Consider the following 14,899-nt stretch of genomic DNA (forward strand, 5'->3'; position numbering starts at 1 on the left):
AATAGATTTGTGCAAAAAAGTGTACACGAATGCAAGCATTCAACGCCCTTTTTTGACAAATCTGCTTGCCTCTGAACAGTTACAAATAAAAAAGAGGAGGAAAAAGACATGATCAAAATGAAACGATTAAGAGCATTGCTTCTTACAGGTGTGATGACAGTAACGATGGCCTGCGGAGGAACCGTAATGGCTGATGAAGGAAAATCACAGGATACGGTGCCGGAAGTGGAGGCAGAAATCACAAAAGTGTTGGAATTTGCAGAAGGTGTCAGTGTGCCGAATGCAAGATTTCAATTTGAAATTACAAAAGTGACCGAAGATGCACCGGATGCAACAATAGAGGATATTACATATTCATCAGATGATGAGACGGGTGATGTGGCAGGCGGAAAATACAGTATCGCAAAGGATAGTAATATTGTATTTGGAACATTTCCGCATGCAGGAGAGTATGTGTATACTGTGACAGAAAAAGCAGATACTTATAAAGAAGCAGAAAATGAAGATATGATCTACTCAGATGCTTCCTATGAATTACATGTATACGTAATCAATGATGATGACGGACTTACTGTTGACAAAATCACTGCAGAAAAGAACGGTAAGAAAATAGATTGTATTGAGTTCATCAATACATTTATCAAAAATAATCAGAAGCTTACGATCAGCAAGGAAACGGTCGGCGCATATGCGGATAAGACAAAAGACTTTACATTTAAAATAAAATTCATTAAATCTGCCACAGCTGGAGAAGAGACTTCGTACACCGGAAAAATCGGTAATGAAGAAGTGGTTTGTGTTGTTGATGAGGAAAAAGAGTTTGAGCTTCATGACGGTGAGAGCCTGGTGTTTGAAAATCTGCCGGCCGGAACCAGATATGTGGTAACAGAGGTTGGAGCGGAAGACGGCTATACACCGAGTGTGACCGTAGTAGAAAACGGAGTAAAAACGGTTGATGGCAAAACAGCCAAGGAAACGGATTCCCTGACATCCGTTGCTGGTAATCAGACATCCAATCTGGTAGGTGAGAATACCAATACTGCATCATTTACCAACACATATAAAGATGTTGCAATTACAGGAATTGTGGTAAATTCACTTCCGTTTGCAGTTATGATCGCAGCATTTGCAGCTGTGTTGGGAGTGCTGGCAGTTATGAAGAGTCGCAGGAGCTGCCGTTAAACAGGAGTGATCGTTTCAGAACATGGGGAAGTGTAACAGAAGTGGGACGAACGCGGTGAAAGAAAAAAGTCTTCTATATAATATCGGGAAACGAATTGTCCGGTGGATGGACGGCATGGTGAATCTGACCGTGTTCGTCCTCTTCCTCATGCTGGCAGCATATGGATGTTATGCTATCTGGGATTCGAATCAGATTTATTCAGAGGCCGATAAGAAACAATATGAAACATACAAACCGGAAGGGGACAATTCAGAGTCTTTTGCAGAACTGCAGAAACTGAACCCGGAGGTCATTGCGTGGCTCACGATTTATGGAACAAACATTGACTATCCGGTGGCGCAGACAGATGACAACCAGAAATATGTCAATGTGAATGCCAAAGGAGAATTCTCACTTGCCGGCAGCTTGTTTCTGGATTATCGAAACACATCGGATTTTTCGGATTTCTGCAATATCATTTACGGACATCATATGGAAAAAAAGGCGATGTTCGGAGAACTGGAGAATTTTACGGAGGAAACTTTTTTTAAAGAGCATCGATATGGAAGTCTGTATGTAAACGGAAGGGAGAAAGAGCTTGAGTTTGCTGCAATCTTAAAGGACGATGCATATAATAATGTGATATACAATCCTACGATTGGACAAGAAGAAAAAAAGCAGGAATTTCTTACATATATTAAGTTGCATGCTATGCATTCAAACGATATGGAGCTTTCGGAAAATGATCAGATCCTTTTACTTTCGACATGCACGCCGGAAGGGACAAACGGAAGATTCATCCTGGTGGCAAAGATTGACAACGAAATGAATGCTGGCAAAGGAGAGAAAGAAGATGGAAAAAAGAAATAGAAAGCGGAGAATAAAATTTTGGGTGACATTGTGCTGTGTTCTGGTATTTCAGAACATAACAGTAAGGGCTGCCGAGCAGTCCGCTGAGGTGACGGTTCCGGTGGAACAGGTATTTACGACGGAACAGATAGTTCCCGCAGATTTGAATCGCAGCTTTTCTTATCAAATGCAAGCAGTGGAGCCGTTAGACCCAATGCCGGAAGGAAGTGAAAACGGAAGGCTGGAGTTCAGGCTGAAAGACAATCAGCAGGTTCAGCTCGGACCGATCCGATATCAGCATGGCGGAGTATATGAATATGAAATCCGTCAGATTATTGCAACGAAAGAACAGAACTATTCATATGATGAACAGATCTATCATGTCAGTGTGTATGTGAAGAACACCACTGACGAGAAGATGGTCTGTCAGATCATTGTCGAGAATGAGAAAGGAGAAAAAACAGACGGGGTTAATTTCAGAAACAGTTATCAGGGAAAAACACCCGGAAAACCTTCAAATGTAAAAACAGGAGATGAAAAACAGCCGTTTTGGTGGATGCTTATTGCAGGAATGTCATGGATAAGCGCGTTTGCTGCTGTGGGCTTTGCCAGAAAGAGAAGAATGAATGTACCGGCAGGAATTCGGAGGGAAAAAAGTGAATTATAAATTGTTAAGGAACTTCCGGAAACGGAACGGATTTACACAACTTGTGGGACGGAAGTAGAGAAAAGGTGTAAAGCTTTTGATTATTCAATAAAGGCTTTACACCTTAGATGTTGTCCGTCATTCATAAATGGTTAAGAAAGTCAAAAATTAGTTGTAATGACGAAAAAACAGCCTGCAGTACATAATCGGGGGAAATACTGCAAACTGTTTTTTCTTAATAATTTCATTAAAGGAGAAATGAAAATAAAAAGTATCAAAATACTGAAAACGTCATATTAAATTATCTGCGTCCCTTTTATGGGTGGGGCAATTGTGACTGACTTAGGATGCCGCCCCGCTCAAGGAACTTTCTAAACTAGTAAGTTATCTTCAAGTTGCTATTATAATACCATGAGGTATTAGAGAAGTAAATTCGCAAAAAAGACAAATGCACTAAAAAAGAGAGAATGAAATTGTGCAAAATCACGTCGAAAAGGCAAAATCCACAAAAGAAAAAGAAGGCGAGAAAAAAATGAAGGAAAAAATGCTGAAGAAGGTATTGGTGAACAATTCTATCTTTATAAAACGTCTCTTTGATTTTTGATATACATGTGGTATCATTAAAGATATTTAAAGCTACATTATAAGCGGATGAAGCAAGAGGAGATTTTTATGAGTGCATTTGTTGAACTGAAGGAAGTGCGGAAGATTTATAAGATGGGGGAAATTGAAATTGCTGCTGCGGACGGGATTGATTTTACGATCAATAAAGGAGAATTTGCAGTTGTTGTAGGACCAAGCGGGGCCGGTAAGACGACGGTTCTTAATATCCTTGGCGGAATGGATACGGCGACAAGCGGTGAAGTGTGGATTGACGGCGCGGATGTGGCATCTTATAATGCGCGTCAGCTCACAGCGTACCGACGGGCTGATATCGGTTTTGTTTTTCAGTTTTATAATCTGATTCCAAACCTGACTGCACTTGAGAATGTAGAGCTGGCTTTACAGATCTGTAAGAATCCTCTTGATGCGGCAACGGTGCTTCAGGATGTGGGATTGGGAGACCGCTTAAACAATTTCCCGGCTCAGTTATCCGGAGGAGAACAACAGAGAGTTTCGATCGCGAGAGCACTTGCGAAGAGTCCGAAACTTCTGCTTTGTGATGAGCCGACAGGGGCTTTGGATTATAATACAGGAAAAGCAATTCTGAAGCTTCTGCAGGACACCTGCCGCGAACGGGGAATGACGGTGATCCTGATCACGCACAATTCGGCGATCACACCGATGGCAGATCGGGTTATTAAAATGAAAAACGGAAAGGTAGATTCGATGACCGAGAATCCAAACCCGGTATCGGTAGAAACGATAGAATGGTAGAGTAGAATGAAAAAGAATATATTACGCAAAGATTTTTTCATGGAAATCAGGAAATCGAGGGGGCGTTTTATTTCAATATTTTTCATTGTTGCACTTGGAGTTGCATTTTATTCCGGTATACGTTCATCGCAGCCCAGTATGCTGATTTCCGGAGATGCCTATTTTGATAGAGAAGAACTGATGGACATCAAGGTTATAGGTACGATGGGATTGACGGACGAGGATATTCAGGCGATTTCAGAAGTAAAAGGAATTGCGGAGGCGGAAGGAAGCTACAGTAAGGATGTCCTGTGCCCGACAGGAGAGAATGAGAAGGTCGTACATGTTATGGCGGTACAGGAGAATTTCAACACTGTTCAGGTTGTGGAAGGAAGAATGCCTGAAAAGGAAGGGGAATGTCTTCTGGATGAGGATTTTGTCGCGTATGGAGATTATCAGGTAGGCGATCGAATTACATTTCGCTCCGGAGATGATTCGGAACTTTCGGAATCCCTGACGTGTGATACATTTACGATTGTAGGGATTGGGAACAGTCCGCTTTACATATCATTCGGCAGGGGAAACAGTCTAATCGGAAACGGTGAGGTCAGCGGGTTTGTAGTAGTTGACAAGTCGTCGTTCAATCTGGATGTATATACAGAAGCTTATGTGCGGGTGAGCGATGCGGAGGATGCAGTGGCGTTTACGAAGGAATATGAAGATCTCACGGATGCCGCAAAAGCTGCAATCGAAGAAATTGAAGAAGAGCGCTGTAAGGCACGGCGTGAGGAAGTCCTGGAAGAAGCAAATTCAGAGATTGCAGATGCCGAGAAAGAGTTGGATGACAAATCGGAAGAACTGGATGCGGCAAAGCAGGAACTGGAGGATGCTCGCAGTACAGCCGCGAAGAAGCTGGCTGATGCAAAAAAGGAGCTGGAGGACGGCGAGGCACTTCTTACGCAGTCACGAAAGCAGATCGAAGACGGTAAGAAACAAATCGAAGATGCGAAATCCGAACTGAATCGTCAGCAGAGTACCTTAGATGAGGCAAAGAAGGAATATGAGAGCGGATATGCAGAATTTTCCGAAAAGGAGAAGGAATTAGACGAAGCGGAAGCGGAGTATCAGAAAAACTATGATCAGTATATGCCGCTGATCACTTCCGGGAAGGAAGAGATCGCCAATGGAAAAGAGCAGATTGAAGCCGGACGTGAGCAGATCGAAGAAGGAATCCTGCAGATTGATACCGGTATCGAACAGCTTCAGCAGGCAGCAGATGGTCTGGAGCAGATCGACTCGGCACTTGAAACATTGGATAAGCTGGTACAGATTGGGCAAAGCCTTTATGAAAAGATTTCTGCGGTTCCTGAGGAGGAACGTTCAGAACTGCAGAACAAACTCGTAGAGATTTACGAGGGAATGCTGGAGAAGAAAGAGGCACTGGAAGAACAGAAGAATGAAATTCTTGTTCAGCTGCAGGTGGCCGGAGTAGAAAATGAGGAGCAGATTCCTGCAAAAATAGAGGAGCTGCAGCAGCAGAGAGAGGAACTGATCCAGAAACGAAGTGAGCTGGATGCGACCGAGAAGGAACTCCTGGAAAAAGAAGAAGAACTTCTGAAGCAGGAGCAGCAGCTTATTGAAGCTGGGCAGGCTCTGGAATCGGGGAAAAAGCAGCTCGAGGATGGAAGAAAAGAACTGTTAGATGCAAAGCAGCAGATCGAAGACGGGCAGAGACAGCTGGATGCCGCATGGACACTGATCCGTGAAAAAGAGGAAAGCCTTAATCAGGGAAAAAAAGAAATTGTTTCGGCTGAGAAAGAACTGTCCGAAGGAAAATCCGAGTACGCCAAAGCGGCAGCGGATGCCGTGCAGCAGATTGAAGACGGTGAAAATCAGATCCGTGAAGGCGAAGAAAAATTGATTGAGGCGAAGCAGCAGATTGCGGATGCAAAAGCTGAGATTGCGAAGGTGGAAGAGCCGAAATGGTACATTCAGAACCGGAGTGAAGCAATGGCTGAATATGACGGCTATGGAGAAAATGCGGATCGTATGCGCTCGATCGGAGAGGTTTTCCCATTCTTGTTCTTCCTGGTCGCTGCGTTGATTAGCTTGACAACGATGACCAGGATGGTGGAGGAACAGCGTATCCAGATCGGCACGATGAAAGCACTCGGATACGGGAAATTGGCCATAGCTAAAAAGTATATTTTCTATGCACTTTCCGCGACACTTGGCGGAAGTATCGTGGGCGTCCTGATCGGTGAGAAGGTGTTCCCACTGGTTATCATTTATGCATATAAGATCCTGTATAAACATTTGCCGGATATTCTGCTCCCCTATCATTTGAGCTACGCGGTTCAGGCGACAGGAATTGCTGTGATCTGTACGCTTGCGGCGACGATCGGTTCCTGCTATAAGGAACTCGCATCTCATCCGGCTGCGCTCATGAGACCGCCGGCACCGAAACAGGGCAAACGGATCCTTCTGGAAAGAATCGGATGGTTCTGGAGAAGACTTAGTTTTACATGGAAATCATCGATCAGAAATCTGATCCGCTATAAGAAACGGTTCTTTATGACCATTTTCGGTATCGGAGGATGTATGGCACTTCTTCTGGTCGGCTTTGGCCTTAAGGATTGCATTTACGAGATCGTAGACCTTCAATATGAAAAGATACAGTTTTATGATGCGACTGCATATATGAATGATACGATCGATAAAGAAGAAAAAAATCAGATCCTTGACGAATTGGAAGCAGATTCGGCGCTGGATGATTTTACACAGGTGAGGATGCAGAAACTGAAAGTGAAATCGGAAAGCGATGAATCAAGCGTGTATCTTGTGGTACCGGAAAGTGAAGAAGAACTGAAAAGCTTTCTCAGCTTCCACAGCAGAACCAGTGATGAAACATATACACTTGCCGAAGATAAAGTGATTCTTACCGAAAAGATGTCTCAGATCCTTGCGGTGAATGTGGGAGATACCATCACGATCAAAGATGACGACAAAGGAGAACGTGAAGTTGTGATCGGCGCTATATGTGAGAACTATATGGGACATTATCTCTATTTGAGCAATGATACCTATGAAGAGCTTTATGGGGCACCGCCGAAATATAATAGCATCCTTCTTCGTATGAAGGACGGACAGGAAGACTCGATCGAGGAAACGGGCAGGACGCTGCTGGAATTTGATGATGTGTTAAATGTGAGTTACAGCAAGAGCATCGAAAGCAGGCTGGATGATATGCTTCGAAGTCTGAATCTGGTCATCATCGTGTTGATCGTTTCTGCGGGAATGCTTGCGTTTGTGGTGCTGTATAATCTGAATAATATCAATATCACAGAGCGAAGGCGTGAACTGGCTACACTGAAAGTTTTGGGATTTTATGATATCGAAGTCGCATCTTATGTATACAGAGAGAATGTGATGCTGACCTTCTTGGGAGCATTGGTGGGAATGGGACTTGGAAATCTCATGCACAGATTTGTGATCGTAACCGTTGAAGTCAATGAAGCGATGTTCGGAAGAGAAATTCACCCAATCAGCTATCTGTACAGCTTCCTGTTTACCGTGGCATTCTCTATGTTCGTGAACTGGATCATGTTCTACAAACTGAAAAAGATTGATATGGTGGAATCTTTGAAGAGCGTAGAATAGAAAGTTTAGAAAAAGTTTATATTTTTCACAAAATTATTAGCACTCATTCAAAATGAGTGCTAATTTTCTATTGACATTTGGATTTTAGGGTATTAAGATATCTGATAGATGTGAAAAAGAAAAAAATATTTAACATAAGGAGTGGTACAAATGGCAGCAAAAAAAGGCAGTCTTTCAATTAGCAGCGAAAATATTTTCCCGATCATTAAGAAATGGGTGTATTCCGATCATGATATTTTCGCACGTGAACTTGTTTCCAACGGATGTGATGCGATTACTAAACTGAAAAAACTGGATATGATGGGCGAATATGAAATGCCGGAAGATTATAAAGCAAAGATCCAGGTTATCGTAAATCCGGAAGAGAAAACATTGAAATTCATCGATAACGGACTTGGTATGACCGCGGATGAGGTGGAAGAGTATATCACACAGATCGCTTTCTCCGGCGCAACGCAGTTCCTTGAAAAGTATAAGGACAAGACGACAGAGGATGACATGATCGGTCACTTTGGCCTTGGATTCTATTCCGCATTCATGGTTGCGGACGAAGTACAAATCGATACACTTTCTTATAAAGAAGGCGCAGTACCGGTACACTGGGTAAGTGATGGCGGAACAGAGTATGAGATGGAAGACGGCAATAAAGAGGGAGTTGGAACGGAGATTACCTTATTGCTTAATGAAGACAGCCTTCAGTTTGCCAATGAATACCGTATGCGTGAAGTGCTGGAGAAATATTGCTCCTTCATGCCGGTAGAGATCTATCTTTCAAAAGAAAATGCAGAGACAGAATATGAGACGATTCCGGAAGAAGAACTTCTGGATACCGATGAGGTCGTTGAACATATCCATGAAGATGCAAAGATGGAAGAAAAAGAAAATGAGAACGGCGAAAAAGAAATGGTAGAAGTTTCACCGGCAAAGGATAAAGTTAAGATTGTGAAGCGTCCGGTTCCGATAAATGATACACAGCCGCTCTGGACCAAACATCCGAATGAATGCACGAAAGATGATTATATCGAATTCTACCGCAAAGTATTTATGGATTACAAGGAGCCTCTGTTCTGGATCCATCTGAACATGGACTATCCGTTTAATCTGAAAGGTATTCTGTACTTCCCGAAGATCAATACAGAATATGATTCCATCGAAGGAACCATCAAACTGTATAACAACCAGGTATTTATCGCAGACAATATCAAGGAAGTGATTCCGGAATTCCTGATGGTATTAAAGGGCGTGATCGATTGCCCGGATCTTCCGCTGAACGTATCAAGAAGTGCACTGCAGAATGATGGATTTGTACAGAAGATCGCAGAATACATTTCCAAGAAAGTGGCAGACAAATTGTCCGGAATGTGCAAGACTGATAAGGAAACTTATGAAAAATACTGGGATGATATCAGTCCGTTCATCAAATTCGGCTGCCTGAAGGATGAGAAATTCTGTGATAAGATGAAAGATTACATCCTCTTCAAGAATCTGGATCACAACTATCTGACACTCAAAGAATGTATTGAGAAGAACGGCGGCACGATTGTAGAGCCGAATGAGAATAAAGAAGATGAGAACGAGGATGCAAACACCGTTACAGAGGATATGAAGACAACCATCTACTATGTAACGGATGAACAGCAGCAGAGCCAGTATATCAACATGTTCAAGAAAGAAGGACTGGATGCAGTGATTCTGTCCCACAACATTGATTCTCCGTTCATCACACAGCTGGAGCAGAGAAATGAGCATGTGCGGTTCCAGAGAATCGATGCAGAACTGACCGATCATTTCAAAGAAGAAGTGGCAGAAGACGAAAAGGATGCATTTAAGGAAAAAACGGACAGCCTGATGGAAATCTTCCGGAAAGCGCTTGGAAAAGATAAACTGAATGTGAAAGTGGAAAAGATGAAAGATGAAAATGTCGCTTCCATGATCACCCTTTCTGAGCAGTCACGCCGTATGCAGGAAATGATGAAGATGTATGGCATGGCAGGAATGGATCCGTCCATGTTCGGAGATGATTCTACATTGATCCTGAATGCAAATCATCCGCTGGTTCAGTATGTGGTGGATCATAAAGACGGTGAAAATACAGAACTGTTCTGCAAACAGCTTTACGATCTGGCGATGATTGCGCATAAACCACTGAATCCGGAGGAAATGACGGAATTTGTAAAACGAAGCAATGAGATAATGTTAATGCTTACAAAATAGAATACTGCAGATCATAAAAACGGGGGTCTCCTGATGTGCGATGTCATTTAGGGACCCCTTTCTTATGTGTTAAGACAAGATTTCAAAGGGGATATCCTGTTTTGTAAAGATACGCTGGACCATTTTGTCCCAGGCCTGCTCCAACGATTTGTCCATCGTGAACAGCTTCATGGAGGTGCCTGTCGTACAGGTAAGGGATGTGCCGTTGTATTTGAAATTGAGATAAAGTCCCTGTACATCAGCCGGGGAAAAAGGAAGCTCTTCCCGCTCAAGAAGATGGGCGATATTCGGTGAAGAAAGCGATAATACAAGCTTGAAGCCAAGCGGAGTTCGCTTCCCTTTGATCAAGGAAAAACAAAATTCCCTTACTTCTTTCCAGAGCGCAAAATTCCGTTCGATCTGAACAGGTTCGTCGGTTATGTCCTGATGGAAAAAATCTTTTTTCAGATGTCCGTCAAACTGAAATGTACAGAATGTGACGATCTCACCCTCAATGAAGAGAAACGAATCGAAACCGGAATGCAGAAGCAGTCCATTCATGCATTTTTTAGTGTCAAGTGAAAAGATCAGCATGAAATACCTCCTGAAATGTGTAATGATATCATTATGTATAGCTAAGTATAGCATACCGGAATGGGAAATGCATCAATTGACTTTTCTTAATAAAGACAGTACAATGAGAATGCTAAGGTTTCGGGAGCACGAAAGGTGCACCGATCCGTAAGTATTTGTATGACCTCCTGGGTCAGAAAATGGGGTTAAAAGTGACAAATAAGATTGAACAGCAATTTAAGAACAGGGAAAATGCAGGTGCTGTGCGCCTGAATAAATACTTGAGTGAATCCGGCGTATGTTCCAGAAGAGAAGCGGACAAGCTGATAGAACAGGGGCGTGTGACCGTAGACGGGAAAAGAGCGGTTCCGGGTACGAAGGTGATGCAGGGACAGGAAGTGAGAATCGGGAAGAAGGTCATCTCCCGTCAGGAAGAAATGGTCGTTCTGGCCGTCAATAAGCCGCGAGGCATCGTATGCACGGAGGAGCGAAGAGAGAGAGACAGTATCGTTCGTTTTTTGAACTATCCCATCCGAATCACCTACGTCGGAAGATTGGATAAGGATTCGGAGGGTCTGCTCCTGATGACCAATAACGGCGATATCATCAATAAGATGATGCGTGCGGGAAATCATCATGAAAAGGAATATAAGGTTACGGTGAATAAGCCGGTGACGGAGGAGTTTTTGAGAAAGATGGCCTCTGGAGTCCCGATCCTGGATACGGTGACAAGACCTTGCGTGGTGGACAAGATTGGAAAGTATAAATTCCGGATTATCCTGACCCAGGGCCTGAACCGGCAGATCCGGAGGATGTGCGAAGCGCTGGGATACGAAGTGAAAGAACTGATCCGAACCCGTGTCATGAATATTGAGCTGGGAGACTTAAAACCCGGTCAGTATCGTAAGGTGACGGATCAGGAGCTGAATGAACTCTATGAACAGATCAGAAACTCATCCAATGTGACGGTGCACCAGGAGGATAGAATAGATGGATAAAAAGAAAAGAATGCAGGAATTGGTAGAACTGCTGAATCGGGCAGGGAAAGCGTATTATCAGGAATCCCGCGAAATCATGAGCAATTTTGAATATGATGCACTGTATGATGAGCTGAAAGGCCTGGAAGAAGAACTGGGCATCGTGCTTGCTTCCAGTCCGACGATCCATGTGGGATATGAGGTGCTCAGTGAGCTCCCGAAAGAACGCCACGAGTCACCGATGCTTTCACTGGACAAGACAAAAGAGGTCTCCAGACTGAAGGAATTTGTGGGAAACCAGAAAGCGGTGATCTCCTGGAAGATGGACGGGTTGACGATTGTTCTGACCTATCGCGGCGGAACACTTTATAAAGCAGTTACCCGGGGAAATGGAGAGATCGGAGAGGTTATTACCAACAATGCCCGTGTCTTTAAAAATATCCCGCTTCATATTTCCTATAAGGGGGAATTGATCCTGAGAGGGGAGGCTGTAATCGGCTACCGGGATTTTGAAAGGATCAATGAGACAATTGAAGATGTGGATGCGAAATATAAGAATCCGAGGAATCTCTGCAGTGGTTCAGTGAGACAGCTTAATAATGAGATTACAGCTAAGAGAAATGTGAAGTTTTACGCATTTACGCTGGTGAAAGCCGAGGGAGTGGATTTCCATAATTCCAGAGCATACCAGCTTGACTGGCTGGCGGATCAGGGATTTGAAGTGGTAGAACACTATCCGGTGACTGCGGACGAACTGGAAGAAAGAGTGGCTTATTTTGCAGAGAAAATCAAAGAAAATGATTTTCCATCGGATGGTCTGGTTCTGGTATATGATGACATTGCATATGGACAGTCTCTGGGAAGAACAGCGAAGTTCCCGAGGGATTCCTTTGCATTCAAATGGGCGGATGAGATCAAAGAGACCCATCTGCTTGAAATCGAGTGGAGCCCGTCGAGAACAGGGCTGATCAACCCGGTTGCGATCTTTGAACCGGTGGAACTGGAAGGAACCACGGTAAGCCGGGCCAGTGTCCATAATTTGAGCATTATGGAGGAACTGGAGCTGGGAATCGGAGATACGATCGAAGTGTACAAGGCCAATATGATCATTCCGCAGATTGCACGGAACCTGACGAGGAGCGGCAGGATCGAAATCCCACGGACTTGTCCGGTCTGTGGAGGAGAGACGAGGGTACGGCAGATGAATGATGCCAAGTCACTTTATTGCACGAATCCGGAATGTCAGGCAAAACGGATCAAAGCGTTTGCACTTCTTACAAGCAGGGACGCACTGAATGTAGAAGGACTTTCCGAGGCGACACTGGAGAAATTCATCGCCAGAGGGTTCATTCATAAATATACGGATATTTTCCATCTGGACCGGTATCAGGAAGAGATTCAGTCGATGGAGGGATTTGGAGAAAAATCCTACGCGAATCTGATACAGAGTATCGAAAAAGCAAGGGAAACAACGCTTCCTAAGGTGATCTACTCATTGGGGATCGCGGGAGTAGGACTTGCGAATGCGAAACTGATCTGCCGGGAATCGGACTACGATGTCACAAAACTGATGAATGCGACAGAAGAGGAACTTTCTGAGATTGCGGGTGTGGGGCCTGTGATCGCGAAGGCGTTTACGGAGTATTTTTCATCGGAAGAGAAGAAACAGGCGTTTCTGGAACTTATGCAGGAGTTGAAGATCCAGGAAGAACCAAGAAATGAAGAACAGCAGTTTGCCGGAATGAATTTTGTAATCACCGGAAGTGTGAATCACTTTGCAAATAGAAATGAAGTGAAGGAACTGATTGAACAGAGGGGCGGGAAGGTTACCGGTTCGGTAACAGGAAAGACAAATTATCTGATCAACAATGATGTGAATTCGACATCTTCCAAGAATAAAAAAGCGAGGGAGCTGAAAGTTCCGATCATTTCGGAAGAAGAATTCATGAAGCTTGCAGGACTGTAAGACGACGTCAGAAGCAAAGGAGGACAAGAAAATGTCAGAACATGATGATTTGAATAAGAACAGCCTGGAACAGGCTTCTGGTTCGAATGATAATAAAAAGAAGAACGACGGATACGAAAGGTATTGTTTTATCTGCCGCCGTCCTGAGAGTGTTGCCGGGAAAATGATCGATCTGCCGACGAATATCTGTGTCTGTGCAGACTGTATGCAGAAGAGCTTTGATGCGATGAACAACAGTGGCTTCGATTATACGCAGTTTATGAATATGCCGGGAGGACCGATGATGGGATTCGGCGATTTGGAAAATCAGATGCCGAAGCAGCAGAAAGTGAAAAAGAAAAAGCCGGAGGAGAAGCGGGAACCGATCCTGAACATCCGGGATATTCCGGCTCCCCATAAGATCAAAGCAAAACTGGATGAATATGTGGTCGGACAAGAGCATGCAAAGAAAGCAATCTCGGTTGCAGTTTACAATCACTACAAACGGGTTGCGACGGATACCATGGACGAGATTGAGATTGAAAAATCCAACATGCTGATGATCGGACCGACCGGTTCCGGGAAAACCTATCTGGTCAAAACACTGGCAAAGCTGCTGGATGTGCCGCTTGCGATCACCGATGCGACTTCGCTGACTGAAGCGGGATATATCGGAGATGATATTGAGAGCGTGGTATCCAAGCTTCTCGCGGCAGCGGACAATGATGTGGATAAGGCGGAACAGGGAATTATTTTCATTGATGAGATTGATAAAATCGCGAAAAAGAAGAATACCAGCCAGAGGGATGTCAGCGGAGAATCTGTACAGCAGGGAATGCTGAAACTCCTGGAAGGCAGTGAGGTCGAAGTCCCGGTCGGGGCAAACAGTAAAAATGCCATGGTACCGCTGACTACGGTGAATACAAAGAATATTTTATTCATCTGCGGAGGGGCATTCCCGGATCTTGAGAAGATTATTAAAGAACGCTTGACGAAGAATTCTTCAATCGGATTCGGGGCGGACTTGAAAGACAAATATGACCAGGATAAGACTATTCTGGAAAAGGTGACGACGGATGATCTGCGGAATTTCGGCATGATCCCGGAATTTCTGGGACGTCTTCCGATTGTGTTCACGCTTCAGGGACTTAATGAAGAAATGCTGGTGAAAATTCTGAAAGAACCGAAAAATGCCATTCTGAAACAATATCAGAAGCTGCTCGCGCTGGATGAGGTGAAGCTGGATTTTGATGAAGATTCGCTTCATGCCATTGCAAGAAAAGCGATGAAGAAAGATACCGGAGCCAGAGCGCTTCGGGCCATCATTGAAGAATTTATGCTGGATATCATGTATGAGATCCCTAAGGATGACAGTATCGGACAGGTGACCATCACACAGGCATACATAGAAGGAACGGGCGGACCGATCATAAGACTGCGCGGCCAGGAAGTACCTCTTCTGGAATCACAGGCGTAGAGTAACGCAATAATCGGCAGAATATTCTGCGGCATATCTGAGAATCATACCTCATATATTT

General features: G+C 44.0%; 10 protein-coding genes. 9 read left to right on the plus strand and 1 reads right to left on the minus strand.

The window, feature by feature from the left end; translation table 11 throughout:
- Positions 1–108: 108 nt before the first annotated feature.
- The 6 genes from ACTNBR_RS09365 (at position 109) to htpG (ending at position 9,887) form a co-directional block, all read left to right on the plus strand.
- Positions 109–1,182, plus strand: coding sequence for a DUF7601 domain-containing protein (locus ACTNBR_RS09365; protein WP_427820296.1), 1,074 nt, complete (start codon positions 109–111; stop codon positions 1,180–1,182).
- A gap of 22 nt (positions 1,183–1,204) precedes the next feature.
- Positions 1,205–2,032 carry a class B sortase gene (gene srtB / locus ACTNBR_RS09370; protein WP_441017863.1) on the plus strand — a complete coding sequence of 276 codons (828 nt, stop codon included), beginning with the start codon at positions 1,205–1,207 and terminating at the stop codon, positions 2,030–2,032.
- Positions 2,016–2,678, plus strand: coding sequence for a Spy0128 family protein (locus ACTNBR_RS09375; RefSeq protein ID WP_441017865.1), 663 nt, complete (start codon positions 2,016–2,018; stop codon positions 2,676–2,678). The genes srtB and ACTNBR_RS09375 overlap by 17 nt, the downstream gene beginning before the upstream one ends.
- Before the next feature lie 651 nt (positions 2,679–3,329).
- Positions 3,330–4,034, plus strand: coding sequence for an ABC transporter ATP-binding protein (locus ACTNBR_RS09380; RefSeq protein WP_441017867.1), 705 nt, complete (start codon positions 3,330–3,332; stop codon positions 4,032–4,034).
- A gap of 6 nt (positions 4,035–4,040) precedes the next feature.
- Positions 4,041–7,673 carry an FtsX-like permease family protein gene (locus ACTNBR_RS09385; RefSeq protein ID WP_441017869.1) on the plus strand — a complete coding sequence of 1,211 codons (3,633 nt, stop codon included), beginning with the start codon at positions 4,041–4,043 and terminating at the stop codon, positions 7,671–7,673.
- A gap of 150 nt (positions 7,674–7,823) precedes the next feature.
- Entirely contained in the window at positions 7,824–9,887 is a 2,064-nt protein-coding gene (gene htpG, locus ACTNBR_RS09390; RefSeq protein WP_427806793.1) for a molecular chaperone HtpG, read from the plus strand.
- Positions 9,888–9,956: 69 nt separating this feature from the next.
- Here the strand turns inward: htpG and ACTNBR_RS09395 are convergent, their stop codons facing one another.
- Positions 9,957–10,460, minus strand: a complete 504-nt coding sequence (locus ACTNBR_RS09395; protein WP_441017871.1) for a DUF5721 family protein — start codon at positions 10,458–10,460, stop codon at positions 9,957–9,959.
- A gap of 191 nt (positions 10,461–10,651) precedes the next feature.
- Between ACTNBR_RS09395 and rluF the strand changes: the two genes are divergently transcribed.
- Genes rluF through clpX form a run of 3 tightly spaced genes read left to right on the plus strand, consistent with a single transcriptional unit; the run spans position 10,652 to position 14,838 of the window.
- The gene (gene rluF / locus ACTNBR_RS09400) at positions 10,652–11,437 is read left to right on the plus strand and encodes a 23S rRNA pseudouridine(2604) synthase RluF (protein WP_441017873.1); all 786 of its coding nucleotides are present in this window, start codon (positions 10,652–10,654) and stop codon (positions 11,435–11,437) included.
- Positions 11,430–13,382, plus strand: coding sequence for an NAD-dependent DNA ligase LigA (ligA, locus tag ACTNBR_RS09405; RefSeq protein ID WP_427820302.1), 1,953 nt, complete (start codon positions 11,430–11,432; stop codon positions 13,380–13,382). The genes rluF and ligA overlap by 8 nt, the downstream gene beginning before the upstream one ends.
- Before the next feature lie 31 nt (positions 13,383–13,413).
- Positions 13,414–14,838, plus strand: a complete 1,425-nt coding sequence (gene clpX / locus ACTNBR_RS09410; protein ID WP_427806799.1) for an ATP-dependent Clp protease ATP-binding subunit ClpX — start codon at positions 13,414–13,416, stop codon at positions 14,836–14,838.
- Positions 14,839–14,899: the final 61 nt, after the last annotated feature.

Source organism: Bariatricus sp. HCP28S3_F11 (assembly GCF_052065395.1).
Lineage (GTDB): Bacteria > Bacillota > Clostridia > Lachnospirales > Lachnospiraceae > Allocoprococcus.

Coding starts and splice junctions, on each gene's coding strand:
- ACTNBR_RS09365 (WP_427820296.1), top strand. CDS start 109: ATGATCAAAATGAAACGATTAAGAGCATTGCTTCTTACAGGTGTGATG.
- srtB (WP_441017863.1), top strand. CDS start 1,205: ATGGGGAAGTGTAACAGAAGTGGGACGAACGCGGTGAAAGAAAAAAGT.
- ACTNBR_RS09375 (WP_441017865.1), top strand. CDS start 2,016: ATGGAAAAAAGAAATAGAAAGCGGAGAATAAAATTTTGGGTGACATTG.
- ACTNBR_RS09380 (WP_441017867.1), top strand. CDS start 3,330: ATGAGTGCATTTGTTGAACTGAAGGAAGTGCGGAAGATTTATAAGATG.
- ACTNBR_RS09385 (WP_441017869.1), top strand. CDS start 4,041: ATGAAAAAGAATATATTACGCAAAGATTTTTTCATGGAAATCAGGAAA.
- htpG (WP_427806793.1), top strand. CDS start 7,824: ATGGCAGCAAAAAAAGGCAGTCTTTCAATTAGCAGCGAAAATATTTTC.
- ACTNBR_RS09395 (WP_441017871.1), bottom strand. CDS start 10,460: ATGCTGATCTTTTCACTTGACACTAAAAAATGCATGAATGGACTGCTT.
- ligA (WP_427820302.1), top strand. CDS start 11,430: ATGGATAAAAAGAAAAGAATGCAGGAATTGGTAGAACTGCTGAATCGG.
- clpX (WP_427806799.1), top strand. CDS start 13,414: ATGTCAGAACATGATGATTTGAATAAGAACAGCCTGGAACAGGCTTCT.